At 52.7% G+C, this 24842-nt stretch carries 22 protein-coding genes and 3 tRNA genes; 13 read left to right on the top strand and 12 right to left on the bottom strand.

The genetic code is table 11. From position 1 onward, the window contains the following. The 4 genes from ACO2Q8_RS18700 to ACO2Q8_RS18685 form a co-directional block, all read right to left on the bottom strand. Positions 1-2094, bottom strand: coding sequence for a ComEC/Rec2 family competence protein (locus ACO2Q8_RS18700; protein ID WP_423346370.1), 2094 nt, complete (start codon positions 2092-2094; stop codon positions 1-3). Beyond that, the gene (locus tag ACO2Q8_RS18695) at positions 2094-2543 is read right to left on the bottom strand and encodes a GNAT family N-acetyltransferase (protein ID WP_423346369.1); all 450 of its coding nucleotides are present in this window, start codon (positions 2541-2543) and stop codon (positions 2094-2096) included. Before ACO2Q8_RS18695 ends, ACO2Q8_RS18700 begins: the two co-directional genes overlap by 1 nt. Before the next feature lie 105 nt (positions 2544-2648). Further along, complete coding sequence (locus ACO2Q8_RS18690) at positions 2649-3926, bottom strand: M43 family zinc metalloprotease (protein ID WP_423346368.1); 1278 nt, start codon at positions 3924-3926, stop codon at positions 2649-2651. 40 nt (positions 3927-3966) lie between these two features. Then, a complete protein-coding gene (locus tag ACO2Q8_RS18685) occupies positions 3967-4914 on the bottom strand; it encodes a PhoH family protein (RefSeq protein ID WP_423346478.1) in 948 nt (315 codons plus the stop codon). 378 nt (positions 4915-5292) lie between these two features. Between ACO2Q8_RS18685 and dnaB the strand changes: the two genes are divergently transcribed. Further along, positions 5293-6939, top strand: a complete 1647-nt coding sequence (dnaB, locus tag ACO2Q8_RS18680; protein ID WP_423346367.1) for a replicative DNA helicase — start codon at positions 5293-5295, stop codon at positions 6937-6939. 75 nt (positions 6940-7014) lie between these two features. Here dnaB and rlmD read toward each other — a convergent pair whose 3' ends face one another. Beyond that, positions 7015-8460: a 23S rRNA (uracil(1939)-C(5))-methyltransferase RlmD gene (gene rlmD, locus ACO2Q8_RS18675; protein WP_423346366.1), complete on the bottom strand. Its 1446-nt coding sequence runs from the start codon at positions 8458-8460 to the stop codon at positions 7015-7017. A 68-nt stretch (positions 8461-8528) separates the two neighbouring features. On the opposite strand from rlmD, the gene ACO2Q8_RS18670 reads away from it, so the two are divergent. Further along, positions 8529-10778: a gliding motility-associated C-terminal domain-containing protein gene (locus ACO2Q8_RS18670; protein WP_423346365.1), complete on the top strand. Its 2250-nt coding sequence runs from the start codon at positions 8529-8531 to the stop codon at positions 10776-10778. A 273-nt stretch (positions 10779-11051) separates the two neighbouring features. On the opposite strand, the gene ACO2Q8_RS18665 is transcribed toward ACO2Q8_RS18670, so the two are convergent. Beyond that, complete coding sequence (locus tag ACO2Q8_RS18665) at positions 11052-11513, bottom strand: CHRD domain-containing protein (RefSeq protein ID WP_423346364.1); 462 nt, start codon at positions 11511-11513, stop codon at positions 11052-11054. 177 nt (positions 11514-11690) lie between these two features. Here ACO2Q8_RS18665 and ACO2Q8_RS18660 point away from each other — a divergent pair, with 177 nt between their 5' ends. Further along, a complete protein-coding gene (locus ACO2Q8_RS18660) occupies positions 11691-12500 on the top strand; it encodes an SDR family oxidoreductase (protein ID WP_423346363.1) in 810 nt (269 codons plus the stop codon). 74 nt (positions 12501-12574) lie between these two features. Here the strand turns inward: ACO2Q8_RS18660 and ACO2Q8_RS18655 are convergent, their stop codons facing one another. Beyond that, positions 12575-13117: an SH3 domain-containing protein gene (locus tag ACO2Q8_RS18655; protein ID WP_423346362.1), complete on the bottom strand. Its 543-nt coding sequence runs from the start codon at positions 13115-13117 to the stop codon at positions 12575-12577. A 308-nt stretch (positions 13118-13425) separates the two neighbouring features. On the opposite strand from ACO2Q8_RS18655, the gene ACO2Q8_RS18650 reads away from it, so the two are divergent. The 3 genes from ACO2Q8_RS18650 to ACO2Q8_RS18640 all read left to right on the top strand — a co-directional run bounded on the left by ACO2Q8_RS18650 (position 13426) and on the right by ACO2Q8_RS18640 (position 14391). Continuing rightward, positions 13426-13498: transfer RNA gene (locus ACO2Q8_RS18650), tRNA-Lys, on the top strand. Between the two features lie 70 nt (positions 13499-13568). Beyond that, positions 13569-13641 (top strand) — tRNA-Lys (locus tag ACO2Q8_RS18645). Positions 13642-13848: 207 nt separating this feature from the next. After that, positions 13849-14391 (top strand): DUF4136 domain-containing protein, encoded by a 543-nt coding sequence (locus ACO2Q8_RS18640; protein WP_423346361.1) that lies wholly within the window; start codon positions 13849-13851, stop codon positions 14389-14391. 47 nt (positions 14392-14438) lie between these two features. On the opposite strand, the gene ACO2Q8_RS18635 is transcribed toward ACO2Q8_RS18640, so the two are convergent. Further along, the gene (locus ACO2Q8_RS18635; protein ID WP_423346360.1) at positions 14439-14828 is read right to left on the bottom strand and encodes a DUF3127 domain-containing protein; all 390 of its coding nucleotides are present in this window, start codon (positions 14826-14828) and stop codon (positions 14439-14441) included. A gap of 134 nt (positions 14829-14962) precedes the next feature. On the opposite strand from ACO2Q8_RS18635, the gene elbB reads away from it, so the two are divergent. The 3 genes from elbB (at position 14963) to ACO2Q8_RS18620 (ending at position 16802) form a co-directional block, all read left to right on the top strand. Next, positions 14963-15652, top strand: a complete 690-nt coding sequence (elbB, locus tag ACO2Q8_RS18630; RefSeq protein ID WP_423346359.1) for an isoprenoid biosynthesis glyoxalase ElbB — start codon at positions 14963-14965, stop codon at positions 15650-15652. A gap of 308 nt (positions 15653-15960) precedes the next feature. Continuing rightward, a tRNA-Leu gene (locus ACO2Q8_RS18625) sits at positions 15961-16042 on the top strand. A gap of 142 nt (positions 16043-16184) precedes the next feature. Beyond that, a complete protein-coding gene (locus ACO2Q8_RS18620; protein ID WP_423346358.1) occupies positions 16185-16802 on the top strand; it encodes an SOS response-associated peptidase in 618 nt (205 codons plus the stop codon). Between the two features lie 8 nt (positions 16803-16810). Here the strand turns inward: ACO2Q8_RS18620 and ACO2Q8_RS18615 are convergent, their stop codons facing one another. Beyond that, entirely contained in the window at positions 16811-17413 is a 603-nt protein-coding gene (locus ACO2Q8_RS18615) for a deoxynucleoside kinase (RefSeq protein ID WP_423346357.1), read from the bottom strand. Between the two features lie 85 nt (positions 17414-17498). Between ACO2Q8_RS18615 and ACO2Q8_RS18610 the strand changes: the two genes are divergently transcribed. Then, complete coding sequence (locus ACO2Q8_RS18610) at positions 17499-18455, top strand: rhodanese-related sulfurtransferase (RefSeq protein WP_423346356.1); 957 nt, start codon at positions 17499-17501, stop codon at positions 18453-18455. Here the strand turns inward: ACO2Q8_RS18610 and ACO2Q8_RS18605 are convergent. Further along, positions 18435-18947 carry a GNAT family N-acetyltransferase gene (locus ACO2Q8_RS18605; RefSeq protein ID WP_423346355.1) on the bottom strand — a complete coding sequence of 171 codons (513 nt, stop codon included), beginning with the start codon at positions 18945-18947 and terminating at the stop codon, positions 18435-18437. The genes ACO2Q8_RS18610 and ACO2Q8_RS18605 overlap by 21 nt on opposite strands. Positions 18948-19037: 90 nt before the next feature. On the opposite strand from ACO2Q8_RS18605, the gene surE reads away from it, so the two are divergent. Together surE and ACO2Q8_RS18595 are read left to right on the top strand one after the other, a co-directional pair. Continuing rightward, positions 19038-19865, top strand: a complete 828-nt coding sequence (gene surE / locus ACO2Q8_RS18600) for a 5'/3'-nucleotidase SurE (RefSeq protein ID WP_423346477.1) — start codon at positions 19038-19040, stop codon at positions 19863-19865. 25 nt (positions 19866-19890) lie between these two features. Beyond that, positions 19891-21471 carry a GH3 auxin-responsive promoter family protein gene (locus tag ACO2Q8_RS18595; protein WP_423346354.1) on the top strand — a complete coding sequence of 527 codons (1581 nt, stop codon included), beginning with the start codon at positions 19891-19893 and terminating at the stop codon, positions 21469-21471. Between the two features lie 376 nt (positions 21472-21847). Here ACO2Q8_RS18595 and ACO2Q8_RS18590 read toward each other — a convergent pair whose 3' ends face one another. Together ACO2Q8_RS18590 and ACO2Q8_RS18585 are read right to left on the bottom strand one after the other, a co-directional pair. Further along, complete coding sequence (locus tag ACO2Q8_RS18590; protein WP_423346353.1) at positions 21848-22483, bottom strand: LysE family translocator; 636 nt, start codon at positions 22481-22483, stop codon at positions 21848-21850. Between the two features lie 2 nt (positions 22484-22485). Then, positions 22486-23034, bottom strand: coding sequence for an NUDIX domain-containing protein (locus ACO2Q8_RS18585; RefSeq protein ID WP_423346352.1), 549 nt, complete (start codon positions 23032-23034; stop codon positions 22486-22488). 870 nt (positions 23035-23904) lie between these two features. Between ACO2Q8_RS18585 and ACO2Q8_RS18580 the strand changes: the two genes are divergently transcribed. Next, complete coding sequence (locus ACO2Q8_RS18580) at positions 23905-24840, top strand: sugar phosphate isomerase/epimerase family protein (RefSeq protein ID WP_423346351.1); 936 nt, start codon at positions 23905-23907, stop codon at positions 24838-24840. Positions 24841-24842: the final 2 nt, after the last annotated feature.

The following is a 24842-nucleotide window of genomic DNA, read 5'->3' as shown; positions in this document are numbered from 1 at the left end:
TCATAACCGGACCAGATAAGCCCCCTGCTGACGGACCGAATGGCAGGAAATGCCCCGCTGACGGGCTTCAGCCAGCAAGCGGTCCGTCAGCGGGGTCTTGTTCGAATCGTCAAAAATCAGGTGCCTGGCCGCCACCCGGCCTTTGAGCTGGTCCCACGACTGGATGGCATTCCGGCTGATGATGGCATAATCGACCACCATCGGCACTCGCCAGAACCTTCGTTTAGGAATTCGGTTAATCAGCAACACACTCCGCCCCTGCCAGCGAATCAAGACAATCGACCGGTTTTGATAGAGCGCCAGTGACGGGGTCATCTTTTGTGGACGGGTGTAAACAACCCGGCTGATTCCCAGGCTATCCCAGGTATTTTTTACATAAAAGCGTACTTCCCGACTTTGGTCCGTCAGCGTATCTTTCGTCAGAAAAACCGCCGACTTTCCGGCAACCAGGCTGATGGCCGATTCGTGCGGAACGAAATGGACGACCAGCAACCGTTGGTGTTTGCGCCCTACGGTCGTCCAGCCCACCAGGGAAGTCAGCAAAATCGAGCTACCCACCAGCAGCCAGCCGCAGCGTTTTTCGCGGGACAGGGCTAACGCGATTCCAAAGACCAGTACGGCATACAGCCAGATCAATTCCCAACCCGTAACCGTCAGCGGAGCGATCAGCGCATTCGGTAGTTGCTCCGTCAACAAAATGGCCTGATTTAGCAGCCACATGGCCCCAAAAAGAATCTTGCCCACCCAAACGCCGACAAACGGAATCCAGCCGACCGCCAGCAAACCCATTGCCAGCATCAGCACTACCGACGACAAAGGCACTACGACCGGATTCGCCAACCAGAAGTAGGTTGGAAACTGGTGGAAATAAAAGACGCCCAGCGGAAACGTCACCAGTTGAGCCACCAGCGCCATCGCGGTTAACCGCCAAAGCTGGTCTAGTAGCCAATTACTTGCGGTAAATAGCTGATAGAAAGGCTGATACCCGATAAGTAAACCGCCCACGGCCAGGTAGGAGAGCTGAAAACCGGCCGTCGTCAGCGCGTAGGGATCGAACAAAAGGATCAAAAAAGCCGAAGCGGCCAGCGTATTAAGGGGGGTATTGGCCCGGCCAATGGTCTGGCCGATCAGCAGTAGCGAAAACATGAACGCCGACCGCAAAACCGGGGCCGAAAAGCCCGTCATCAGCGCATAAAACCAAAGCAAACCCAGCATCAGGGCGGCAAAGGCGTACGTTCCTCCTTTTCGTTTTCGCAAAAAACCCAGTAGTAAACTCAGCGCGCTGAACAGCACCCCGACATGCAAACCGGAAACCGACAGTATATGCACGGCACCAGCCGCCGAATAGGCCTGTTGAAGTTCGGGATCGATGCCGTCTCGGATGCCCAGAATCATGGCTTTCACGATGGCAAACTCCGCACCGCTGCCGAGATTGGCGGTATACACGCTGTCCGCCCAGTCGTTGATGGTATACGCCAGCGCGGTGATCTGGTTCAGGGGCTGGTAGCCGGTTACCCGCCGGTCCGATGGACGCAGATACTGCTGGTAATAGATTCCCCGATTAGCCAGAAACCGTTTGTAATTGAATTCGCCGGGATTCAGGGGCGGGTCGATCGGGCGGGGTTGCCCCCGAACCAGCCAGACATCGCCGTACCGGGGTTTGTCCGGAACCGACTTATCCAGGTAAACAATCAGCCGACCGCTGGCCGGTTGCCAGGCGCTATCCGTCCGAATTCTCCGCACTTCCAGTTCTACACGAAAGGTTTTAGTGCGGTTTTCAGCCTGGGAGCCTACCACCGCTTCGTACGCCCGGATGGGACGTTGACCGTGAATTAGATTGATCGGATCGTTGGAAGCCGTGTGCCAGGAAGTGATCAACCATCCAAACCCGTTAAAAACAAACAATCCGGTGACTCCTTTCAGAGTATGCCACTGAATCGATTTAACGAAGAACGACAAAATAAATATGGTTGTACTAACAATATAAATGGTACATAGAACCGGTTTTAAGCTGGGAAATAGTAAATAGGCCACGATTCCGCCTGTAAGAGCGGCCACGTACCGAATGAAAGGAAAGGCATTCCAGCGTAGCATCAGGAAGGAAATGACGAGCCCGGTAAAACCATCTTATAATGCTGAATGCCACATTCTTCGAACATCGGCCCAACGGGTTTGAAGCCGAATTTGGCGTAGAGCGGCATAGCCGTTACCTGGGCATTGAGGTACACCGATTCGATGGGTTCGGGTTGCTGACTGAATACATCGTCCAGTACCGCTTGTACCAAAGCCTGTCCCACGCCCTTCCCCCGGAAAGCCGCCAAAACCGCAAACCGCTCCAGTTTGATGCCTTTCGAAGTCGTACGCCAGCGGGCTGTACCACAGGGCGTTCCGTCATGCAAAGCCAGAAAGTGGCGACTTGTGGGTTCAAATTCATCGTATTCGTCTTCCTTTCGAACATTCTGCTCTTTCACAAATACCTCCTCCCGAATAGCAAAAATCTGCTGGAGTTCAGCCGGACGATTTACCTGAATCACCTGGATCATACGGTGGACTATTTACAGTATACAGTTTTCGGTTTACGGTATGCGATTTACAGTGGCTAACGCTTTCAGGGGTCGCACCGTATACGGGAAACCGAAAACCGTTCATCAATATATCATTAATCGTTTGGAAGTGGTCTCTTTATCAGTAGAAACTTTGACAAAATAAACACCACGACCGAGTGTTTCAAGCGGCAGATTGATGGATGAACTGGGGTAGTCCGTAAATTTCTGGGTGCGAATGACGCGGCCCGACAGATCAACCACATCGACCTGAAATGTCTGGAAACCCGTAAACAATACCTCCAGGGTTGATAGTCGCTGACTGGCCTGGATCGGATTTGGGTAGACGTTGACTGTGAGTGTTGCCGGTTGGGGCAGCGGTTCCGCCGACCGAACGACGCGCTGCCGCCGAGGACTCGCTTCGATCACGGCCCGCATCCGGGCTTTCTGATCCTGCGTAAACAGGTTCATGCAGGCATCCGGCGTGTAATCCAGGTAATTTTCAATCTGGTTGCGGGTACGGGTGCCGTTGCAGGTCGAAAACCGTTCGGAACAGGACGTGGTCTGGTTGGCGCTTTCGGTGGGTGGGGTGTCGTCGCAATAATCATCCCCGCAAACCGAATCACCCCAGGTGTGAATCAGGCCCAGCCAATGCCCAACTTCGTGGGTCGTCGTACGTCCGTACCGGTACGTCGGGCTGGTGACGGCACCGATGTCGCTCCCAAAATAGCGGTAATCAATAATAACCCCATCCGTCAGCTCATTTTCATACGATGATAATCCGGGTATATTCTGAGCTTCTGGAAACTGCGCATACCCCAGGTAATCATTTCGTAAAGTCGTCACCCAGATATTAAGGTATTGATCGCTTGGCCAATACGCAATCCCGGATAGCACGCGATCATCTCCACTAACCGAATCATAGATGTCGAAGCTGGTGCGCTGGGTGTAATTTCGGGTAATCCCGGAGGTTGCGTTACCTTCGGGATCGACCCGGGCCAGAAAAAATTCAATGCCGGTATCCGCTCCAACCGGGTCTGTGTTGAACCCGCGGGTATTGGCCATTCTCCGGTAATCCTCGTTCAACACCCGTATCTGGGAGGCAATCTGCTCGTCAGAAATATTGGAATTGTTGGCACCGCCGATAAAACCGGAGGAGTTGTTGTGCACGACATGCACCACCACCGGAATCCGGTAGACGTCTTCAGAAATTCGTGCTGACCTTGGCTCCAATTTGTTTCGGAGCAAAATCTGTTCAACCTGTTGATTGAGTTGCTGCCGCTTCAGGAGCCGCTGCGGATCGCGTCGTTGCAGGGTGGCCTCCCGCTGGTCAATGCCACAGCGTTGGGGAGTCACGGCCGTTTGGGCGCGCGACTCCGTCAAGACCAAACCAAGAAGGAAACTCAGGGTTAGAACAATAGCGTTATTTTTCAGCCCGCTCATACGCCGTGATAATTTCTTTGACCAGCCGGTGCCGCACCACATCGCTGCCATCCAGTTCAACGAAGCCGATGCCTTTGATATTTTTCAGCAGGTCTACCGCTTCAATCAAACCGGAGCGTTGGTTTTTGGGCAGGTCAATCTGCGAACGGTCGCCGGTAATGATGGCTTTTGAATTCGGCCCCATCCGCGTCAGAAACATCTTCATCTGCATGGGCGTGGTGTTTTGGGCTTCGTCCAGCAAAATGAAGGCATGATTGAGCGTACGTCCGCGCATGTACGCCAGCGGAGCGATTTCGATGGTGCGGTTCTCGATATACGTTTTCAGCTTTTCGGCCGGAATCATATCGTCCAGGGCATCGTAAATCGGGCGCAGGTACGGATCGATTTTTTCCTTCAGATCGCCGGGCAGAAAGCCCAGGTTCTCGCCCGCTTCCACCGCCGGTCGGGTAATGATGATCTTTCGGACTTCTTTGTTTTTCAGCGCCCGGACGGCGATGGCAACGGCCGTGTAGGTCTTCCCGGTTCCGGCCGGACCGATGGCAAACACCAGGTCGAATTTTTCCGACACATCGACCAGCTTTTGCTGATTGGCCGTTCGGGCCCGAACAATAACGCCTTTCGTCCCGTAGACCAGCACGTTATCCTCCGATTGCACGACCGGCATGGCTTCGCGCTCGGTGTGTTGCAGGAAGCTTCGGACGTTTTCATGGGTGAGTTTCCCGTACTTCTGGTAATGTTCGATCAGCGAGTCGAGGATGTCGGTGATGCGGGAAATTTCCGGTGTGGTTCCTTTGATGCGGATTTCGTTGCCACGGGAGATGATCTTGCTCATCGGGAAGGCAGCCGCGACCTCTTTGATGTTGTTGTTTTCAACGCCCAAAAAGTCGATGAGCGATACATTGTCAAGAGTGATTACTTTTTCTACCAAATCCTGGTTCATATTTTCAGGGTGAACAATCCGATTTCCCTTCTAAATTTAGAGGTTCGTACGTACTAAACAACAAAAACCAGCAAATATTATCTCCCGTCAAGGGTATTTTCGTGCAAATCATTCATCGTTAACCAGTTGTCGAAACCCTACTGCCTAACTTGAATACATGCTCTATTCTCAATACGAATCAGCAAGTTAAGCCGTAAAAACCGTAAGCTAAATAGCGGTTTTTTTTTCACTTTTTTTTCCGCCGGACGAGCCGGAATATGTACTTTAGGGACAAGAACTTACTGCCCCGGTTTCCAGCCACACCCAATTCCGACATCCACCTGACAGCTTTTCATTCTACCGATGAATGGCTATACTTGCATTGCAATGGAAAACGATCGTCCCACCAACTCCCCGTTTCGAAAGACCCCGTATCTGGGCGGTAACCGTCGCAGTATGTCCGACGGTGTCAACCACATGCTCACGCCCACCGGCCTGGGCAAATTGCCTCCGCAGGCCATCGACCTGGAGGAAGCCGTGCTGGGGGCACTGATGATCGAAAAGGATGCGCTTTCGGCGGTGATCGATATCCTGAAACCGGAAAGTTTTTACAAAGAAGCCAATCAACGAATCTATAACGCCATCGTGACCCTGTTCGGCAATGCCGAACCGGTGGACATGCTGACGGTTACGCAGCAGTTGCGCAAAACCGGTGAAATCGAAGTCGTCGGCGGGGCGGGCTACATCACCGAACTCACCACCCGGGTGACCTCGGCCGCCAACATCGAGTACCACTCCCGCGTCATTGCCGAAGCCGCCATCAAACGGGCGCTCATCACGGTCGCCAACGAAATCCAGCGCGACGCCTACGAGGATACAACGGACGTTTTCAACCTGCTCGACCGCATCGAACAGTCGATGTTCCGGATCTCGGAATCGAACATCCGGAAAAATTACGCCGACATGGGCACGATCATGCGGCAGGCCCTCGACGAACTCGAACAGAAGAAAAACATGAAAGATGGCCTGACGGGCGTTCCGTCGGGTTTCAGCGCCCTCGACCGAATTACTTCCGGCTGGCAGCGGTCCGAATTGATCATCCTGGCCGCTAGGCCGGGGATGGGGAAAACCGCTTTCGTTGTCAGCGCCTTACGAAATGCCGCCGTGGATTTCGGGCAGGCCGTGGCGATTTTCTCCCTGGAGATGTCGTCGGTGCAGTTGGTCAACCGGCTCATTTCGGCCGAAGCCGAGATCGATAGTGAAAAGATCAAGAAAGGGAACCTGGCTCCGCACGAATGGGCCCAGCTTCACCATAAAATTCAGCGACTGACCGAAGCGCCGATTTTCATCGACGACACCCCGGCCCTCTCCATTCTGGAAATGCGGGCCAAATGCCGCCGGTTGAAAGCCCAGCACGATATTCAGTTGGTCGTCATCGATTACCTTCAGTTGATGTCGGGCGACTCCTCGGGCCGTCCGGGCGGAAACCGGGAACAGGAGATTGCCTCGATTTCGCGGGCGATGAAAAACCTCGCCAAGGAATTGAACGTGCCGGTGATTGCCCTGTCGCAGTTGAGCCGGGCCGTCGAAACTCGGGGTGGCGACAAAAAACCGCAACTCTCTGACCTTCGGGAATCCGGTTCCATCGAGCAGGATGCCGACATGGTTATCTTCCTCTACCGTCCTGAATACTACGGCATTACGGCCGACGAGAACGGCAACTCGGTCTCTGGAATCGGCGAAGTGATTCTGGCCAAAAACCGGAGCGGTTCGCTCGATACCGTCCAGCTTCGGTTTGTTGGGAAATACACAAAATTTGCTGACCTGGATGCGTTCTTCATGCCGCAGCAATCCCCCGCGCCGTTCAGCGGACCGTCCGCCGGTTTTGACAATAACACGACCGGTTTGCAATCCTTCGAAAGCCCCGGAAGCACCCTGAAAAGTCGGGCCAACACCCTCAACACCCCGAACCCACCCAACAACTTCACCAACTTCGGCCACGTCGACCCCAACCAGCAGGAAACACCTTTTTGAGTTAAGAATTAAGAGTTAAGAGTTGGCTGACGCATTAAATTGCATTGAGACAGAGCAACTCTTAATTCATAACTCTTAACTCTTTTTTTCCAGCTTCACGACGTTCTCAACGTGGTGGGTGTGGGGGAACATGTCGACGGGCTGGACGGCTTTGACTTCGTATAGTTCATCCAGAATGGCCAGGTCGCGGGCCTGGGTGGCGGTGTTGCAACTGACGTAGACGATTCGTTGCGGGGCTGCTGCCAGTAGATTCCGGGTTACGGCTTCGTCCATCCCGGCCCGGGGCGGATCGGTGATGACCACATCCGGAGCGCCGTATTGCCGGAATAGCTCCGGGGTCAGAATTTTGCCCATATCACCCGCCAGAAACTCGGTGTTCCCAATGTTGTTGATCTCGGCATTGACCCGGGCATCCGCCACCGCCGATTCAACGTACTCGATACCAATCACCTGCCGAGCCTGCCGGGCCACGAACAAAGCGATGGTTCCGGTTCCGGTGTAGAGATCATAGACCCGCTCGGAGCCGGTCAATCCGGCCCAGTCCCGCGCGATATTGTACAACTCAAACGCCTGTCCGGCATTGGTCTGGTAAAACGATTTCGGACCGACCCGAAACGTCAACGGTTCCCCGCTGCCATCGTCCATCTGCTCCTCGATGTACGGTTTTCCGCTGTACGGAATCACGTCCTGGTCCTGGTACGAATCGTTCAGCTTCTGATTCAGGATGTAATTCAGGGACGTAATCTGCGGAAACCGCTGTTTCAGCATCTCCAAAAGCCCCTTCAATTCAGCCGGGCGATCCTCGGCGACCTGCACTATGACCATGACCTGACCCGTTGACGCCGTCCGAATGATGACGGTCCGAAGAAAACCGACGTGGGTGTTTAAGTTGTACATGGATAGCCCGTGCTCCATCGCATAATCGGCCACGGCCAGCCGGATCGCATTCGAGGGATCCGGTTGGAGGTAACAATGAACAATGGGCAGAATTTTATCGAACCGTTTCGGAATGTGAAAACCCACCGCCCGTTTATCGACCGACGCGCCGGCCTTGATTTCCTCGTCGGTAATCCACCGGCCATCGGCGCAGGTAAACTCCAGTTTGTTGCGATAGTAAGTCGTTTCCTGTGATGCAAAGGTGGGTAAAACCGGCGGCAAGTGCACCTTGCCAATGCGGGTCAGGTGGTCGACCACCTGCTGGCCCTTGAACCGCAATTGCTCCTCATACCGGATATGTTGCCATTTGCATCCTCCACAAGTTCCAAAATGCGGGCAAAATGGCTCGGCACGACTTGGCCCATAAGCGTGAATGGTTTCGACCACAGCTTCCCGGTACTGTTTTTTTTGCTTCACAATCCGGATGTCAACCAGATCGCCCGGCGCCGGAACCGGCCCGCCGAGCCGCCCTTCCACAAATATCACGCCTTCCTCGGTTCGAATCAGGCATTTTCCTTCCGCAGCAACGTCGTCAATCCGCAGGTTTTGCAACCGTTGCGGCATCTTTTGGGTCTTTCCACGCATAAGTAACCTTAAAAATTCTGTAAATTAAGCACCGTATTTTGGTTTCGACAAACCCAGCTCTTTATTGAATGAAACAGTTTTATCGGATTACAGTCGGGTTCAGTTGGTGGATGTGGTGTTGGCTCGGCCTGGCTTTGTCGGCATCGGCTACCCACATTGTAGGGGGCGAACTGGAATTGAAGCGCGTAACCAACCAGAGCGAATACACGCACCTGATCAATCTCAATCTGTATTTTGACGACCTGAACGGCAACCCGCAGGCCGAAGACCGCTTTGTGAATGTTTTTATTTACCGAAAAGGAGACAATGCCTACGTTGGTGATCTGAGTCTGCCCCTGGTTTCGTCACAAATCGTGGATTACACCAAACCCGAATGCGCCCTTCCCTCCCTCCGCACCCGTTTGTTACGCTACAGCAGTCCGGTCGTCTTCAACCTACGGGCGTTCAACGACCCACGCGGCTACTACATGGTCTGGGAACGGTGTTGCCGGAACAACAGCATCAACAACATTCAGAACCCAGGAGCCGCAGGGTCCACGTTTTACCTGGAATTTCCGGCCCAGCAGGCTAGCAACGGTACCGATTTTATCAATTCTTCGCCTTCGTTCCAGCCCGTCCGGGGTGATTACATCTGCATTAACCAACCGTTTACCTTCAATTTTGGGGCGACGGATTCAGATGGGGACAGCCTAGCCTACCGGCTGGTGACGCCCTACAACGGCTTTAGCACGGCTTCCAACCCCATTCCCCAGATTGCGCTGCCCAGTTCAGCGTATCCGGAAGTACGGTGGGTGTCAGGGCTGAGTCAGACGCAGGCCATCCCCGGCCCCGATCCGTTGCGGGTCAATTCCCGGACGGGTTTGCTAACCGTGACCGCCGGGCAGGTGGGGCTTTATGTGTTTTGTGTGCAGGTGGAAGAATACCGGAAAAATGCCTCGGGCGTCTGGCAGCGCATTGGTCTGGTACGCCGGGATTTTCAGCTAAAAGTGATTGATTGTCAGAAAAATAACCCACCCTCAATGGCCATGCGCCCGACTGGTCAGGTTAATTTTTACAAGGAAGGAACGCTGCTGACGATTACCGACAAAACCGCCAATTGCTTCGACCTGTACATTACCGACTTAGACCCCAATCAGCGCGTCCGGCTGACGGTTTTGGATGGAACGACCCAGGGCATTACTTTTTCGCCGAACGAAGTCCTGATCCGGACTCCGGGCGATACCGCCCGAACCCAGGTCTGTTTCGATCCCTGCCTGGCCGAAGGAAAACCGTTTAACCTCTCGGTACTGGCCACTGACGAAGGCTGTCCGCAGGGCTTGAAAGATACGCTGGTCATTACGCTTCAAATGGACCCGCAGTTGAATCGAAAACCGGAAGCTGAAACGACTCTGCCGGGTAACCTGACCACCGTACAAACCGGCAAAACGCTCACCTTTCAGGTCAACGGGACTGATGTCGATCTCGATCCGCTTACCCTGACTGCCGTCGGGCGCGGTTTCAGTCTGGCGCAGGCCGGGATGAGTTTTGCCGCCGTTTCGGGGCAGGGAAAAGTCAGCCAGCAGTTTAGCTGGACTCCGCAGTGTAATCAGGTGACCAGCGCGGAGTATGTAGTCGATTTCATCGTGACCGACACCCGGTGCAACCGAAACCAACGCGACACGGTCACGGTGCGACTCAAGGCTGCGCCGGAAACCAGCCGCCCGCCCACGGTCAAAACCACGCTCGACCAGCCCGTGGTCGAACTGACCATCACCCACGGCGACTCGATTCCCGCTGCGGTTCGCTTCGATGTGATCGGCGAAGACCCCGATCCGGGAACCATCAAGCTTACTGCCGTGGGCAATAATTTCGATTGGCCGCGCATCGGGATGCAGTTTGAAAACAAAACCGGCCCGAGTCCGGTAATCTCAAAGTTTGTCTGGCAACCCGGCTGTCCGGTATTGCAGGGCAAGTCGGAAATGACCTATGAACTGGATTTTATTTCGGAAGACAGCGGTTGTCCGGCGCAACTGGACACCACCCGCGTGACATTCGTGGTCAAAGACATTCCGGTCGATTATGACATTGAGATTACCAACGTGATTACGCCGAACGGCGATGGCAAAAACGATGTGTTCAGCGTGCCGAACCTCCCGGCCGACAACTGCACCGATCAGTTTAAACGGGTCGACATTGTGAACCGTTGGGGGAAAGCGGTTTTTTCGTCCACCAACCGAAATTTTCGCTGGGATGGCGGGGATTATCCACCGGGGCAGTATTATTATTTGATTCAGTATGTGAATCGTTCGTACAAAGGAAACCTGACGGTTTTACGGTAATAGCCTAATTATGAGTTTGATAAAAGGAAAGTAAGAACTCCAAGATGGATGATTTTTACTGATTTTTGCCCCCAACCCCCTGAAGGGACTTTTGAATCCGGATGTTTCAGCCCCTTTAGGGGGTTGGGGGTAAAATCAGCAAAAAACTTAATACCTTCAGAAAAACAAAAAAGAGCAAACCCCGCAAGGCCTGCTCTTTTTTGTAAAATTCTTTTCAGGTTTCTCCGGCAAATTGCCGGTTACCTTTACCGATTTACTCTAAAACCGGGTGGGTTAGTTTTCAAACTTAACCCGCATGATGTTGCCCCGGATTTCACCACCCGGATAAGCCGCCGTGTGCAGATTGACGTACAACCGGCCTTCCATCAACGCATTTTCCTGTGGTTGCGTCAACGTAGCTCTTCCGCTGATCGGGCTCGTTAAGGAGGGGAACGGAATGATGACACCCCCGTTCGTACCCGGGCCACCGGGTGCCAGGTGAATGTGCCCGGCTGTGGGTGTTAAACCGGTATAGTTTACGGTATAACTCAACTCTTTTGTCGGTTTATTGTACGTTCCGGTCATGGTTCCGGTAGCCGAGGAAGCATTGGAAGGCACCTCCTGACCGCCGTTCAGGGTCGCTTCAAATTCAACCGTATCTTTTTTGTCGGGGGCATCTTTGATGGGTGAACAGGATGTTACCGCCAGGGCCGTTGCCACGAAGGCGGTCATCAGAAACGCAAATGTTCTTTTCATAAATGGAGTATGTTAAATGGTCCAGATTGCACCGCAATAATACTAACTTTGCCGTAATTGTTTACAACCTAAGGCGGGCAATAGCTATATAACTTTTTTGGACGGGAAGTTTCTTACCCCGCCACACAATTATTTATCGGCCTTCCCGATTGCCTTATATCCGGTAATTAAGTGTTCATGAAAGACAATGTTGTTTTGATTACGGGGGCCTCTTCGGGCATTGGCCGGGCCCTGGCATTTGCGTTCGGCCGTCAGCAGGCCATCATCGTCATCTGCGCCCGGCGCGTCGAATCGCTCGAAACCGTCAGCGCGGAGTTGCGTCAGGCGGGCATTGAAAACCTGGCCCTTCAGGCCGATGTCAGTGTCGAGACGGATGTCAAAAACCTCATCGATGCCACCATCCACCGCTACGGCCGTCTGGATATTCTGATCAACAACGCGGGCATCACGATGCGCGCGATGGTGCAGGACCTCGACCCGGAGGTCATCCGGAAAGTAATGGACATTAATTTCATGGGTACGGTTTACGCCACTCGGTACGCCCTCCCCCACATTCTAAAAACCAAAGGCTCCATTGTCGGCATTTCATCCATTGCCGGTTTTCGCGGCTTGCCGGTTCGCAGTGGGTATTCAGCTTCCAAGTTTGCTATGAACGGTTTTCTGGAAGCCTTGCGCACGGAATTGCTGAACACGGGTGTTCATGTTCTGGTGGCCTCTCCGGGCTTTACTACGTCCAACATCCGGTTTTCGGCCCTGAACAACGAGGGGAAAGCGGCCGGCGAAACCATGCGGGATGAGAGCAAAATGATGAGCGCCGAGGAATGCGCCGACCACATACTGAAAGCCGTCAAACGCCGGAAACGCGACCTTATCCTGACCACCCAGGGCAAACTGGTCGTCTTCCTTAACAAATGGCTCCCCGGTTTGACCGACCGGATGGTGTACAACACCCTGGCCAAAGAAAAAGACTCTCCGTTGAGGAAATAGCAGAGGGCATGGGGCAAAGGGCGTGAGATGTGGGGAATGCGTCAGCCACCCTCTGCCCTATGCCCTCTGCCCTTTCAAATCACCCAGACATTGTCTTTGCGGACGTAATACAGGCCGTCGTTCCAGAAAACGTACAGCCAGACATCCTGACTGCCCAGCACTTTGACCCGGTGGCCCCGGTTGATCACATCAGCTACCGGAGCAGCCGCCGATGGGTCACGTCGCAGAAAAACCCGGTCACGGTTGACAATGCCGGACTGGTAGGTTTCGGGCAGGTTCAACAGCAACAGCAACCCCATCAGGTAGGCCATAATGATCAGCTTGTGCCGCCGGTGCGTGGGCTCCCGGTTGCGGTGTTTCAACCAGAAAATCCCGAAAGCGTACGTTCCGAGCAACACCAGGGCCAGGGTGATGTACAGGCCGTACTGCTTATAAAACAGGTAAAAATAATTCAGGTCGTCGGTTTCGTACCCCCGCAGGTTGTATTGGGTGGCTACGTCGTGCATTTTCCGGAGTACCGCTTCGTCGGGGTGTCGGTCGAAGTAAACCTGCAAATAATACAGCATTCGGGCCACATCACCCTGCTTTTCCCAGCCATACGCCAGTTTCAAGAGCATGGAATCAGTCGGTTTGTAGCCCGTTCGGATGTGATTTTCGTAACCTTCAACAGCCGCCGAATAACGGCCTGCAGCAAACAGAGAATCAGTCTGATACAAGGACATCGGAGCCTTCCGCCCCTCAGCCCAAACCAGGGGGCTCAGCAGGATGAAAGAAAAAAAGTAGACCAATTTTGAACGGTATCCTTGCATTATCACCTCAGAAAGGGTACTTTTGCATCGCAATTTTGGAAAGCAGCCAAAATTACAAAAGGTAAAAGTAGAAAGAGTACGAACTTCGTCATTTCTTTTCATCTTCTCCTTTTTTTGATCTGGTAGCTCAGCTGGTAGAGCAATACACTTTTAATGTATGGGTCCTGGGTTCGAATCCCAGCCGGATCACTGAAAATCTAATGAATAATTAATAATGTACAATGAATACTCCGGCTCATTATTCATTGTTAATTCCTCCGATCTGGTAGCTCAGCTGGTAGAGCAATACACTTTTAATGTATGGGTCCTGGGTTCGAATCCCAGCCGGATCACTAAAAATCTAATGAATAATTAATAATCTACAATGAATTGCCCCCTTCATTATTCATTATTCAACCCGCACTCTTCCCAGGGGCGGGATTTTTTATGCCCAGCCTTACTCCTTTCAACATTCATGAGTCAGATCCGTTATAAGGGTGGCGACAGAAGAAGAAACCAAAAACGGTTTTTCCATCCTGTCCTAAACGGAATTAGCACGCATGAAAACGCCCGTTCAGTTTCTCTTTTTTCTCTTGCTGCTGGTGGGCAGTAGTTGCAGTTCGGTGCGGGTCGTCAAAACCGAACCGGCCCCGAATTTCTCCCTGACGAATTACCGCACGTTTGCCTTTTCTGATATCGAGTCCACCGGCGATATTCCGCAGAGCGGTTTTTACCGTTCGCAGGTCGATGCGCTCAAAAACGCCATCACCCGTCAACTGGAGCGGAAAGGCTTGCTCCGGGTGGACGCACAACCCGATTTGTTGATGAATATTGGCGTGGCCATCGACGAAAAAGTGCAAACCCGGCAGACCGATATCCGAACCGATCCGCCGTTTTACATCGGCCAACGGCGGTATAGCTGGCGAAGCCGGGAAGTGGAAGTGGGACGTTACCGGCAGGGAACGATCGATATTCACCTGGTCGATCCGAAGCGAAATGAAATGGTTTGGCGGGGAATCGTTGAAGGAATTGTGCCGGACAAACCGGCCAAATTGCAGAAGCAGATTGATGAGGGCATGGAAAAGTTATTTGCCCAATTATGATTCGGGTGAATTTCCAGGGCTGAAACCCACCCGAACCGGGGCGGTATTTAGAACGGCAGTCCGTTGTCTTCTTCTTCGAAGGTCGTCAGCGGCCGGTCGTTGGCTGGCCGCCCCTCCGACCGGCGGGGTGCCGAAGCCGGGGTTGGCGCGGGTTGTGACTCACCGTCGGCGGCTTCGATGCGCCAGGCTCTCACGTCGGTATACCAGCGGTCGTTGTATTCCCGCGATTCGATGCTGATGGCGACGCGCATCGTATCGCCGGGTGCAAATTGGGCCAGGTCGCCAGTTTTGTCGCCCCAGGCCATCAGGCAAACTTGTTTGGGAAACTGGTCGATGGTTTCAATCACAAATTGCTGTTTGGTCCAGGTTCCATTCCGTCCCTGGCCCGTCTGCTCGGGTAAAACTTTCACCAGTTTTCCAGTTAATTCCAGTGCCATAACAAGGTTTTGATTTCGATTTGGTTACGTGTCCACAAAACTTTTTGGGTGGACGAAGGTTGAAACGAAACGTTGAAGTTACAACTTTTTGGCTTAATTTCCGTCAAAAAACCCTCTTAACGATCTCCGAAACGATGAAAATAGGAGTCTTGCTACACGGAAACGGCGTTTACGACGGCACCGAAATTCACGAAGCGGTTTTGACCTTGCTGGCCCTGGCCGAAGTGGGTGCGGACGTGATTTGTTTTGCTCCGGATGTTCCGCAACACCACGTCATCAACCACCTGACGGGCGAGGAAATGCCCGAAACCCGCAACGTGCTGGTCGAGTCGGCCCGGATTGCGCGGGGGAACATCCGGAACCTGGCCTCGCTGACGGCCGACGAACTCGACGCCCTCGTCATGCCGGGCGGTTTCGGAACGGCCAAAAACATTACGAAGTGGGCTTTTGAAGGACCTCAGGGCGCGATTCTGGAACCCGTTAAACAACTGATTCTGGATTTGGTAGCCCTCAAAAGACCGATCGTTGCGCTGTGCATGAGCCCGACCACCCTGGCCAAAGCCCTGGAAGGCAGTTCGGTTTCGGCGCATCTGACCGTGGGAACGGATGCCGAAGACAGTCCGTACGAGATCAGTGGCATCGCGGCCGGCATCCATTCGCTGGGCCAGCAGGCCGAAATGCGCTCGGTGCGGGAAATTGCCATCGACCGGGAAAACCGGATCATTTCGGCACCCTGTTACATGATGGAAGCCACCATTCTGGATATACGCAATAACATCAAATCGGCCATCGACGCGTTGGTCGCGATGCTGGAGGAAGACTGAAAACCGGGAAAGGCACGGATAACGGTTCGGTGTTCTCTTAAAAAACACTGGCTCCTCTGTCGGGAGAAGAGCCAGGTCCCGTGCTAACCTATGATGAACGAACCAGCCGGTATCCCGGATACCGACTGACCAGGGGCACCCGGTACCGTGCAGGTCGCAGTACGGGATACATCCTATACGTTCTGATAGCCAAAGCTATATACGTTGACGGTTTACTCATCTCTCCTTCTTTTTTCGTTAAAATAGGTCATGCCTTGATTTTTTCGATCCGGACCGCTACTTTTGCATCCACAAAAACAAGGCGTACTGTCCATGTGGTGGAATTGGTAGACACGCCATCTTGAGGGGGTGGTGCCGCCAGGTGTGAGGGTTCGAATCCCTCCGTGGACACAGACCAAACTGAGGAGTCCTGCAAGCAATTGCAGGACTTTTTCTTTTTCAAGACGGATAAATTGAAGCCGGTATCGCAACCCGAAAAGGCGGTTTTTTGTTATCCTGGTAGACTTTATCCACTGCCAACTCCCCAGCCGCCATGTGTTATTCCATCAACGCCATTACCGAATTAAACGAATTAGCCAAACTGTATAAAGCAGATCAGGTTCCGGACGACTATAAGCCCACCGGCAAGATCTCCGGGTTTGCCCACCCGCTCCTGCCGGTGATTGCGCAGGATAGCCCCCGGGAAATTCAGTTGTTTCGCTGGGGCCTGATTCCGGCCTGGGCAAAGGAAGACAAAGCCGCTGAACTGGCCAACATGACCCTGAACGCCCGCGAAGATTCGGTGTTTGAAAAACCGTCCTTCCGCGACAGCATCGGCGCGCAACGGTGCCTGCTGCTGGTCGACGGTTTTTACGAATGGCGGCACGAGGGCAAAGCCAAAATCCCGTATTACCTCACCCTCGCCGACGGCAAACCGTTTTCGCTGGGCTGCATTTATTCCGTCTGGAAAGGCCAGCCGACGTTTTCGATCGTGACCACGAAGGCCAATCCGCTCATGGAATACATTCACAACACCAAAAAACGGATGCCGCTGATGCTGAGCCACGACGAAGAACGGCGCTGGCTCAACCCGGACCTGACCAAAACCGAAATCAAGGAGCTGATGCAGCCGCTGGATGAAGAAGCGATGCGGGCGGAGGTCATTGCCTGATCCCGTTGTCAGATGACCTGATCCACGGCAGACAGAACGGTCTGTAAATCAGCCGGATTGTTGACGTAATCCAGGTTATTGACGTCGATGATCAGCAATTTCCCGGCGGTATAGTCGGCCACGAAGGCTTCGTAATACCGGTTCAGGTTTTCGAGGTATTCCCGGCTGATCGACTTTTCGTAGGTGCGTCCCCGCTTGCGGATCTGTTCCTGGAGCTTCGGCAAATCGGCGCGCAGGTAAATCATCAAATCCGGGGGCCGAACCAGCGCCAGCATGTTCTCGAAGACGCGCCCGTAAGTATGATAATCGCGCGGACTCATCAGGCCGCTTTCGTGCAGGTTCCGGGCGAAAATATGAGCGTCTTCGTAAATCGTCCGATCCTGCACCACCGACCGGCCGCCCGCGTTGATCGTCAGCATCTGCTCAAACCGGCTGTTGAGGAAATAAATTTGCAGGTTGAACGACCAGCGGCTCATGTCCTGGTAAAAATCCACCAGGTACGGATTGCCTTCCACGGCTTCTTTCAACACTTCCCAGCCGTACTGAGCCGCCAGCAAATTCGCCAGGGTGGTTTTTCCGGCCCCGATGTTTCCGGTTATTGCAATGTGCATCGTAACGTGTTTTAAGCCCGACGTGAACGTCAGGGATACTTTTTGTATCTTTGTGTGTTTATCGAAGACAGGTACCCCTTTCATTATGAAGCCCTATCGCGTCTTATTATATTACTGTTATACAACCATTGAAGACCCCGCGCAGTTTCGGGATGAACACCACCGGCTGTGTATTCGGCTCAATTTGCTCGGCCGCATCATCGTAGCCGCCGAGGGGCTGAACGGCACGGTTTCGGGCACACCCGCCGATTGTGACGAGTACATGCGGATTGTCAAAGCCGACTCGCGCTTTTCCAGCCTGGAGTTTAAGGTCGATGAAGCCGACGAGCATGCTTTTCAGAAGCTGAATGTGCGGCTGAAAGACGAGATTGTCAATTCCGACCTGCCCGTCGACCCGCGCGTCCGGACCGGCGTTCATCTGGAGCCGGAGGAGTTCAAAAAATTAAAAGATGCCGACGATGTGGTGCTGATCGACATGCGCTCCAATTACGAACACGCGGTCGGGAAATTCAAAGGGGCCATCACGTTCGACATGGAAAACCTGCGCGAATTGCCGCAGCACATGGACGAGATCAAGCACCTGAAAAACAAGAAGGTGATTACCTATTGTACGGGCGGCATCAAGTGCGAAAAAGCGAGTGCGTACCTGATTGAACAGGGCTTCGAGAACGTCTACCAGTTGCACGGCGGGATCATCAAATACGGCTTGGAAGCGGGCGGTGAAGATTTTGACGGCAAGTGTTACGTATTCGACAACCGCGTGGCCGTGGAAGTCAACCAGGTCAACCCGGTTGTTATTTCGACCTGTTACCGCTGCGGACAGCCCTCCGACCGCATGATCAACTGCGCCAGCCCGGCCTGCAACAACCACGTGCCGCTCTGCGAAGCCTGCGGTGACGAGCACCAGGGAACTTGCCGTGACGACTGCAAAACCGACCCGGATTTGCGGCCCTACGACGGAACCGGCTACTACGCCAAAGAAACCCGGGGCTACTCGCCCCTGCTCGGGTACCGGAGTCAGTTAGCGACCGTCAACCGATAGCGGTTTTTCCATCACGTAGTCATTCATCCAGTACGGTCCGATCGGAATGTCTTCTTCCCGGACCACCCGAAAGCCCTGCCGTTCGTAGAACTGCCGGGCTTTGTTGTATCGGTTGACGTTCAGGTACAGCCAGTTACCGCCGTCCTCCCAACACCGCCGAACGACCTCCTCCAGCAAAAACCGCCCGGTACCACGCCCCTGTTCCGACGGTAACACGTAGATTTTATGCAACTTAAACCGGTCGGCTTCCGATGCGCTCCGGGAGAAAGCCGCAAAACCGGTCAGGCGGTCTTCGGAATAGGCCAGTACAAAAACGTGCTGCTGCGTAGTCATTTGGTCGAGCAGAGCCTCTTTCGAATAAATTCGCTGAAACATATAGTCGATCTGTTCGCGGTCGAGAATGGCGCGGTAGGTGGGTTCCCAAATCTGTTCCTGCAAGGCAATGATGGCGTCAATATCGTTCGGCGTAGCGGTTTGGAAAGTCAATGACATTTGGAAAACGGTTTTGGAAGGCAATAATAGCAGAAAGCGCGGAGTAATGCTTACCTTTGAAGACCAGTAAACACGCTAACACACGCTATGATATCGGACCGAAAACCGCTTATATTAGTAACCAACGATGACGGAATTACGGCCCAGGGAATCCGTAACCTGGTCGAACTGATGACCCAACTCGGTGAGGTCGTGGTAGTTGCTCCCAACAGCCCGCAGTCGGGCATGGGTCACGCCATCACCATTAACGCCCCCCTGCGGCTTTACGAAGTGGACCTGTTTCCCGGAATTCCGGCCTACGAATGCTCCGGCACCCCAGCCGATTGCGTCAAACTCGCCAAGCATTTCATACTGAAAGACCGCAACCCCGACCTGGTCGTGAGTGGGATCAACCACGGCAGCAACACCTCCATCAGTGTGTTGTATTCCGGGACCATGTCGGCAGCCATCGAAGCGGCCATTGAAGGCATTCCGGCCATCGGTTTTTCGCTCTGCGACTACGCCCACGACCCCGACTTTTCGCATACCCACGACCATATTTTGAAAATTGCCGGACACGCGCTGGAAAATGGTATCCCAAAAGGCGTCACGCTGAATGTCAATTTTCCGGCCAAATCGGATCATCCGCTGCGGGAAATCCGGATTTGCCGACAAGCCGATGCGCGCTGGCAGGAAGAATTCGACCAGCGGAAAGATCCGTATGGGCGTAGTTATTTCTGGATGTCGGGCAAATTTGTCAACGACGACACCGGGCAGGATACCGACGAGTATGCCTTGTCGCAGAATTGTACCTCAGTAGTTCCCTGCCAGCTCGACCTCACGGACTACAACAGCATTGGTGTGTTGCAATCCTGGAACATCAACGAACGGAATGGTGCGATTCCTGAAACTCCCGCCCATTCCCATCCAAACACTTAGTCAACGAACCCAAACAGACAACCCTATGGCTTTATTGGGCAGTTTATTGAAAGGCGGTATTTCATTGACCAACGTGGTCAGACGAAAAAAACTGAACGCGCTTAAATTGCAGAAAAAGACTTTTGTGAAGTTGATCGGCAAAGCCCGCTACACGCAATTCGGTCAGGCGTTCCAGTTTGAAGACATTGAGAATGCCGCTTTTTTCGACGACGAGAAGGAATTTTACCGGAAATTCAAGGAACTGGTTCCGATTTACGATTACAACAAAATCTACAAGGACTGGTGGAACCGGGCGGTTAATGGGGAGAAGAATGTTTGCTGGCCGGGGCGCGTGAAGTATTTCGCCCTGAGTTCGGGAACGTCGGAAGCGGCCTCCAAATACATTCCGGTGACGAAAACCATGTCGAAAGCCATTCAGAAGACCAGCATTCGGCAGATTCTGAGCCTGGGACGGTACCAGCACCTGCCCGCTCAACTGTATGAAAAAGGCTTTCTGATGCTGGGCGGCAGCACCAACCTGAATTATCGAGACAATCATTTCGAAGGCGATCTGAGCGGCATTACGGCCAGTCAGATTCCGTTTTGGTTCCAAAAATTTTATAAGCCCGGCAAAGAGATTGCCCAGGAACGCGACTGGGCCCTGAAACTGGACGAAATTACGGAGCGGGCTTCACAATGGGACATCGGTTTTGTCGTCGGCGTTCCGGCCTGGATTCAGTTGCTGATGGAGAAGATCATCGCGCACTATAAGGTCAAAACCATCCACGACATCTGGCCGAACCTGATGGTGTTCTGCCACGGTGGCGTCTCGTTCGAACCCTACCGACAAGGATTTGAACACCTGCTGGGCCGCCCGATCACCTATATCGAGACCTACCTGGCTTCGGAAGGCTTCATCGCCTACCAGACCCATCCCAACGCCGAAGGCATGCAACTGGTGCTCGACAATGGGATTTTCTTCGAGTTTATTCCGTTCAACGATGAGAACTTCAACGCCGACGGTGAGGTGGTCGAAAAGCCGCAGACGCTGATGATCGACGAAGTGGAAGAAGGCCGGGAATACGCCCTGTTGCTGACGACTTGCTCCGGGGCCTGGCGGTACCTGATCGGGGACACGATCCGGTTTGTGTCGAAAAAACGCTGCGAAATTGTGATTACCGGCCGAACGAAGCATTTTCTAAGCCTGTGCGGGGAGCACCTGTCGGTCGACAACATGAACAAAGCCGTTGAATTAGCCTCGCAGGAACTTAAAATCAACGTGCGGGAATTTACCGTTGCCGGAATTGCTCACGAAACTCTCTTTGCACACCATTGGTACATCGGTACCGACGATGCGGTAGACGAAACCGTATTGCGTGATCGGATCGATGCCAAACTGAAGGAATTAAATGATGACTATGCCGTCGAACGTCGCCATGCGCTCAAGGAAGTTGTCGTGACGGTATTACCCTCGGCGACTTTTTACAAATGGATGGAAGCTAAGGGCAAGCTGGGCGGTCAGCATAAATTCCCGCGTGTGCTGAAGAAGAACCTGATTGCCGATTGGGACGGTTTTCTGAAAGACCGGGGGATTGAAGTAGCCTCCGTTAGCGGGCCGCGATCTTGATTTCCCTGTTAGAGCAGTTAAGTGCTCAAGAGACGACCATAGAAAGTGACAATTTCCGGCCTTTTTTCGCCCCCAACCCCCTAAAGGACGGTCGGCCGCTGCCGGGCTTTTTGATCCGGATTCGTTGAGCCCCTTTAGGGCTGGGCTGTTAAGTGCTTGAATTATGACCATATTTTGAAAAATTCCGGACTCTTTTTACCCCCAACCCCTTAAAGGGACCTGAAACATCCGGATTCAAAAGCCCGGCAGCGGCCGACCGTCCTTTAGGGGGTTGGGGGTGAATTTTAACAGCATTGCCCTTTAGGAGGATGGGGGCAGAGTTTTAATAGCACTTAACACCCGCTATCAGGGCCAATGGCCGCTGACAGGGGTTTTGCTATTTCAGCATGGCTACGAGGGGATCATATAGCCGGGTCCAGGCGAGTTGCAGGGCAATGAAAATGAAAACAACGCCGGTCGTCCGGTTGAAAATTAAAACCACTTTGGGCGTAAAAAACCGTTTGAGTTTGTGGGCAAAAACCGCCAGGGCCGATTCGGTCGCAAAAATTCCAACCAGACTCGACAGCATGAATACATAGCGTTCGGATGCGCTGTAATGAAGCGATTTGTGCAGGTACGCGGCCAGCGTGACCCAGGTGATGAAATTGATCGGATTGATGGCATTCAGCACAAAACCCGTCGAAAAATAATACAGAAAATTCCCAAACCGGGTTTTGGGATAAGCAAGCCGGGGCGTTCCTTTGAACAAGTTAGCTATTCCCATCGCCAGCAGCAAAATCACCCCAAACAGCGTTAGATAGAGCTCGAATCCATCGACTTTTGGTAAAAAAGCGGTGCCGAACAGCGCACAAACGACGAAAATAGCATCGCAAACCACCACCCCAAACGCAATCTTGATGCCTGAGCGGTATCCATTGTCGACACTATTCTGTAGTAAGGAAAAAAAGACGGTGCCAAAGGTCAGACACAACAAAATACCCGCCACGAAACCGAATAAAATGGCTTCAATCATCCTCAAATCTGTTTCAAACGAGCCACTTTTAAGATCGCGCAGACAGTCAGCGCATCGGTAATTTCACTGTTCATGACCATATCGACCGCCCGGGCCAGCGAAACGCGCCGGATTTGTAGCTGTTCGGTTTCTTCCGGTTCGTCGGAACCTTGCGACAATTCTTCGGCAATGTATAAAAAACCTTCTTCGTCGGTTGCGGAGTTCGAGGTGTGAATTCGGCCAATCATCGTCCACTTTGCGGCTTCCAACCCAGTTTCCTCCTTCAATTCCCGACGCGCCGACTCCAGTAAGTCCGTACCGATCGGTGCTCCACCTTCCGGAATTTCCCAGGAATATTCATTCAGGGGATACCGGTATTGTCCGACGAGATACGTGTACCCTTCTTCATCAATCGGCACCACGGCAACGGCTTTATTCTTAAAACTGACGACACCATAGATACCATCGGTATTTGAGGGCGTGATCACCTCTTCGTGCCTGATCTTCAACCAATTATTCTCATAAGCGACGGTTGAAGTAATCGTCTTCCAGGGATTGTTGGTAAACTCCATAAAAGCAAAAGTAACGAGAAATCCTCAACAGTCGGCAGCAACCGGTGCAGAACCAGTGAATGGCCTATGTTTTTGTGTCGAACTGAATCGAAAAATTCGTCTGGTAGAGGCTTAAAAAAGGAAAAAGGCCCTCTCCGTTGCTAGGAAGGGCCTTTTTAACCGGGATATGAATACAACCTGAATTAAGTATCTCATTTGAGCACTAAATTCTCACCGAAAATTACAAAATAGTTCCGAACGACCAAGCATTTTGAAAGTATTTTTATAATTTTTTTTTGAACAGAATAGTAGTAAATCGCTATGACCATTCCTTAGCGATTTTTGCCTGATTGCAATGGCTACCTTTGAATTTTTCAAAACAGCTTTTTCTCCAAATTCACTCCTACCCCTGTTGCACTTTTTAAAGAAATTGTGTAAACTAGCGACAAAGTATGTAGGTAACTAATAGGAAAAAACAAATGGATAATCTAACAGACCGTTTAGCCCGTCTGAAGCGGGAAACTAATGCGTTGGCGGTTATGATCTCCAATTTGAAAAGATCGCCCCTGCTTCAGTCACCGACAACCGCTCCCGAAATCGTTCAAACGAAATTGAATGAAATTGCCCGACAGGAAAAAATTTATGAAATGAATCTGACCCAGATCAGGGACCTGGAACAGCAACTTCAGACGGTTTGACGTCCAGCAAGTTGCCTGATCCACCTATCCAACCCGGTATTCCGTCAGGAACCATACCGGGTTGGCGCATTTTTAGCGGAGTCCGTTCCGGAAAAGCTCACGATTACTTGATATGCTCAAGCCAAGCTTTTTCGTTATCTTGCCAGCCGACTACAAACCCGATACCGGGATCACCCAACCTTAATCGAATTTTATGTCATCACGTCGCCATTTTTTTAAGCAACTCGGCGCTCTGACCGCCCTCTCGGCCTCCTTGCCAGCCCTGGTCGAAGCAGCCGCCAAAAAACCGTTCTTCGAAATCTCGTTGGCCGAATGGTCGTTGCACAAGGCGCTTTTTAACGAGAAAAAAATCACGAACCTCGACTTCCCGGCACTGGCCAAAAACGAATTCGGCATTGAGATTGTCGAATACGTCAACCAGTTTTTCAAAGACAAAGCGAAAGATGCTGCCTATTTGAAGGAATTGATGATGCGCTGCAAAGACAACGGCGTGCGCAACCACCTGATCATGATCGACGGGGAGGGCTACCTCGGCGATACGGATACCAGCAAGCGCAATGAGGCCGTTGAAAAACACAAACCCTGGGTCGAATGCGCCAAGACGCTGGGCTGTAAAACCATCCGGGTAAATGCGTTCGGGCGCGGAACGGAAGAAGAAGTAGCGAAAGCGGCCATCGATGGACTGGGGAAACTCGGCGAATTCGCTAAAACCATGAACATCAACGTCATCGTGGAAAATCACGGTAGCTATTCCTCCAACGGCCAGTGGCTGACGGGCGTGATGAAGCAGGTAAACATGAAAAACGTCGGAATTCTGCCCGATTTCGGCAACTTCTGCATCAAGCGCAGTGACAATTCCGAGTGGGGCGGCAAATGCGTCGAAGAGTACGACCGCTACAAAGGCGTTGCGGAGATGATGCCGTTTGCCAAAGGGGTCAGTGCCAAAACCCACGACTTCGATGCCAACGGCAATTGTACCGATACCGACTACACCCGCATGATGAAAATCGTCAAAGACAGCGGTTTTAAAGGCATCGTTGGCATCGAATACGAAGGTTCCACCCTCAGCGAGTACGAAGGCATCAAAAAAACCAAAGCCCTCCTCGAACGAGTAGGAGTTATGAGTTAGGA

Source organism: Larkinella sp. VNQ87 (genome assembly GCF_049445795.1).
Taxonomy (GTDB): Bacteria; Bacteroidota; Bacteroidia; order Cytophagales; family Spirosomataceae; genus Larkinella.
The sequence above is the reverse complement of the archived record's forward strand: the minus strand, read 5'-3'. Positions and strand labels throughout refer to the sequence as shown.